Raw genomic sequence first — 3,756 nt, forward strand, 5'->3', positions numbered from 1 at the left:
CGGCCTGCTTGAGGTTCTGGCGGCTGTCGAGGGCGTCGGCGTTGTGGTCCTGGGCGCTCTGGCTGAGGCTGTCGCTGAGGTGGTAGGCGCTGTCGAGCTGCTGTCTGGCCGGGGTGAGGTCGAGCTGGTCGCCGCTGGCGCCGAGCTGGCCCCAGCTTGAGAGGTAGAGCCCCTGGTTGGCGCGGATGGCGCCATAGGCATCGGTGCGCAGCTCGAACCCGGTACCGCGGAAGGCACCCCGGGTGTTGCCGGTCTGGTGGATCAGGTAGCCGAGGTTGAGCTGGCTCTTCTCGGCTTCGGAGTTGAGCCGAACACGTTCCTGGTCGATGGCGTCGTCGAAGACGAGTTCGTTGTACTTGCTGCCGCGGTAGGTCTTGCTCTTGAAGCCGGAGAGCAGGCCGTGGCTGTGCCAGTCGGGCCTCTGCTCGCCGTTGTAGACCCGGCCGGTGATCAGCGGCCGGTCGGCATCGCCCTCGAGGAAATCGACCAGCACTTCCTGGCCGATGCGCGGGACGAAAAAGTGGCCGGTGCCGCCACTCATGTAGTCGGAGAGACGGTCGCTATCGCCCTCGTCTTCTACCCCATGCGCCTGCTTGGCAGCGTCGAGCTGCGGCTGCAGGCTGCCCGGCAACGCCTGGAGCTGGGCCGAGACCGGCAGGGCGTTCTCGGCGTGGACGGTCACCCCGAGCAGCAGGAACTGGCGTTCTTCCTCACCGCCCAGATCGTGCAGCGGGTGCTGGGGCAGACGGGTTTGAGCGCCTAAAAAAACCGATCAAATGCCTCGCTCTGGCAACAGCCCTCTATCGGCCAGAAACACCTCGGTCGCCCGGGCCAGTTTGATATGCTCCTCATTCTCGGGGTCGAACGGCTCCTTGGTGGTCACGATCAGGGTGCCGATATCGGGCAAGTATTCGGCCAGCGCGACAAAGGGCATCTCGTTGCTCAAATCGACGTCCGGCACCAGTGCCATCCAACCGACCCACTCGCGATGGGGGAAAGCGGCCAAATCAAAATAAGCGAATGGCGCCACATTCGCCCAGCGAGGCGGCATCACTTCAGACAATTTTCGTAGGCAGTTAGCGAAGGCCTGCCAGTAATCTGGCCAGGCGGTCTGTTTGAGTCGAGTGTTTCGTAATGAGAAAACTCCTGAGCCTCCCCCCCCCCAAGAAAAGCTGTTCTCGGTATAGTGGTATTTTTTTTCCTCCATGCTGAAATTTCCGTAGGAGGTGAACGATATAAGCCCCACTCCTTTGTAGTTATGATTGAACTGGCGAACATCACTGATGGCAAGCTGAACCACCCTGGCTCGTTCGTGTACGTCCAGTAATACCCCGCGATCATCATCAGCATAGCGCCACTGACTCAGCACTGGGTCTTCTTGGCTGATCGCATCTAGCATGGAAATCCAACGGTCATACACGGCTTCTGCGGCCATTGGATCTTCGGCAGGAGGAACGATAAAGCTGATTACTGCGCCAGCATAGCTCATGACTGATCTCTCTTGATTTTTTAAAAGGGTTCGTAGATGCACGGGACTGGCAACCTTGCAGCCAAAAAAACTCGGCTGACATAGTCTCTCACCACATCGTCCGAAAAATACCAGGATAGCTGAGCTGGGGGAGTGTTGCTCTTGATGGCGTCGTATTGCTGGCTTGCTTGAGTGGGAAAGCCCTTTATTGCTTTCGACATAAAGTCCAGTCGCTGTCCACGGCTATTGACGATGACTCGTGGCTCCCAGTTTCCATCCAGATCCTGCTCCAGAAACTGCCGATAGCCATACTTGGCCTCGACCAACGTGCAACTGGCTGACCAGAATCCATCGAAATCGACGCCGCTGAATCGCCACTCCTCGATCCGGTTGGGCCCCACGATAGCAAAGGTCGGTCCGCCGCCCATATTGGCGATCTTCAGCTGGTATTCGGGCCAACGTCCGTCCCCCGTTTCGAATCGCCGGCCTGCGACGAATGTGCCTCCCCTTTTTCGGGGCTCGCAGTCGTTGCAGTCTTCGTTGGTGTCGGTATCGCTGACTTCACCCGCGACCGGCCGCGAACGAGTGTCGCTGTCGCTTTCTGAGGTCGTGTCGTTCAGTACACCGACCGCGGTAAGCGCCTCGCGGGTGATCGCGAGGTTGTAATTCACGGCTGTGGTCAGGACTTCCTTGCCGGCCTCCGCCATGGCGTTGCCTGCCTTGGAGAAGGCGCCGGTCTGCGATTCGATCGTGGCGGCTGCCGTGCCGGCCCCCACGACACCCAGCAGGACCAGCGCCTCGTACCCGCCCAATGCAATGAGTGGCAATACCATCAGTCGTCTCCCTGGTTGGTGGCACTGGCCGGGGGCATCTCGATCAACGCCAGCAGGTCCTGGGCGAGCAGATCGGGCGACTGCTCGCTCTCTCGGAAATAGCGAGCGACTGTCTCGCCGTCGATCAGCGCCGGGGCGCTCAGGCCGTAGAGCATGTACTTTTGAATCAGGTCTTTTCGGGTCATGCCAAAGCCGGTGGCGCGGTCGTAACCCTGGCCCAGGGTCTCGGCATGGGCTTGGGGTGTCTGTTGCCGGTAGAGTGAGGGCAGACGAGATTGCAGAAACGCCATCGCCTCGTCGATCATCGCTTGCCGTTCGGGCTGGCGCAGCCGTCGCTCCTGATCCGGCGTCAGTTCGATCATGGTCTTTCTCCCTGCAACATATCTTCCGCATCATCGGATGGCTGGAAAACCTGTCGCTCCTCCGTCACACGAACGCTCCAATAACGAATAGGGCCAAACAACGTCTTCCGTTGCTCGTCGTCCAGCAGTTGCATCAGCTTGGTGAAAACCCTTGGGTCGTAGTAGCGCAGTAGCGCGAGGCCACCATCGGGCAAGCGCATGTCGAGCTGCTTTTGCAGATGCGCGAAGAGATCGTTTGTCGCGCTCTCGTCGACCCATAGCCAACTGAAAGCGGCCACCTCAGTATCTTGTTCGATCAGCGTGGCGCACTCGGCATCGCGCAGGCCGTTCAGTGGCACCAGATGGGGAGCGATGGCGGAGAAACCCTGTTCGGGCGTGTTCTGAAACAGGCTGCGCGAGGCGCCGCGGCGATGGATCGGCAAGACCGTGTTCTGCGTTCGCCGGTCGATCGACAGGTCGACCAGCAGATAGCCAACGAGCTTTTCGTCGTCAGCCTGCTCGAACAGGCGCTGCAGCCGCTCGTCAGCCAGTGTGAGGTGGGCATCTTTCATGGGGCATCACCGACGCAGATACGTCGCCCCCTTCTCGGCGGCTTCCAGCAGGCATGAGTAGCAGAGTGGTTCACGCGGTAGCGCATCGAGCGGAATCTGGAGACTCGTCGGCCCGCCGAAGTTGTGCTGCGCCCCCTTGAGATCCGCGGCACCCGGGCAGTGGACTTCGATGTTGCCGCCTTCGATGCGGATATAGCCGCCGCCGCTCTGCAGCAGGATGCCGTTCTCGGCATTGATTTCGATGCGGCCCTCGGTCGAAGTCACCTTGACGCCTTTCTCCGCGGTGAAGGCCATTTCGCCATCCTGCGCCTGCATCTCCACCTTGCCCCGCGCCGCGAACAGCTTGATGCCCGCCTTCTGCACGAACAGCGAGAGCTTCTCGGAGATCGAGGCGACCAGGCTCTTGCCGGTGGCGATGTTGACGTTTTCGCCGCTGGAGATGCTGAGCGATCTGCCCTGGGCCAGGTGGGTCGATTCCGGGGTACTCATGGTGATGCCCGCCGGGGAGGCCAGGTGCAGCCAGGGGGCTTTCATCCGCGCCG

The 3,756-nt window shown here is 60.7% G+C and carries 6 protein-coding genes; all 6 read right to left on the reverse strand.

Annotated elements, in window-relative coordinates; translation table 11 throughout:
• Positions 1-682, reverse strand: a 682-nt coding sequence (locus BTW07_RS11005; RefSeq protein ID WP_244158350.1) for a type VI secretion system Vgr family protein, incomplete at its 3' end; no start/stop codon positions are given.
• A gap of 90 nt (positions 683-772) precedes the next feature.
• Positions 773-1,489 (reverse strand): Imm52 family immunity protein, encoded by a 717-nt coding sequence (locus tag BTW07_RS11015; RefSeq protein WP_075570232.1) that lies wholly within the window; start codon positions 1,487-1,489, stop codon positions 773-775.
• A gap of 20 nt (positions 1,490-1,509) precedes the next feature.
• Positions 1,510-2,301: a Tox-REase-5 domain-containing protein gene (locus BTW07_RS11020; RefSeq protein ID WP_075570233.1), complete on the reverse strand. Its 792-nt coding sequence runs from the start codon at positions 2,299-2,301 to the stop codon at positions 1,510-1,512.
• Positions 2,301-2,663 carry a hypothetical protein gene (locus BTW07_RS19835; RefSeq protein WP_075570234.1) on the reverse strand — a complete coding sequence of 121 codons (363 nt, stop codon included), beginning with the start codon at positions 2,661-2,663 and terminating at the stop codon, positions 2,301-2,303. Before BTW07_RS19835 ends, BTW07_RS11020 begins: the two co-directional genes overlap by 1 nt.
• Complete coding sequence (locus BTW07_RS11030; protein WP_075570235.1) at positions 2,660-3,214, reverse strand: DUF4123 domain-containing protein; 555 nt, start codon at positions 3,212-3,214, stop codon at positions 2,660-2,662. The genes BTW07_RS19835 and BTW07_RS11030 overlap by 4 nt, the downstream gene beginning before the upstream one ends.
• A gap of 6 nt (positions 3,215-3,220) precedes the next feature.
• Positions 3,221-3,756, reverse strand: a 536-nt coding sequence (locus BTW07_RS11035) for a DUF2345 domain-containing protein (protein ID WP_144076897.1), incomplete at its 5' end; no start/stop codon positions are given.

Source organism: Salinicola socius (genome assembly GCF_001937195.1).
Lineage (GTDB): Bacteria > Pseudomonadota > Gammaproteobacteria > Pseudomonadales > Halomonadaceae > Salinicola > Salinicola socius.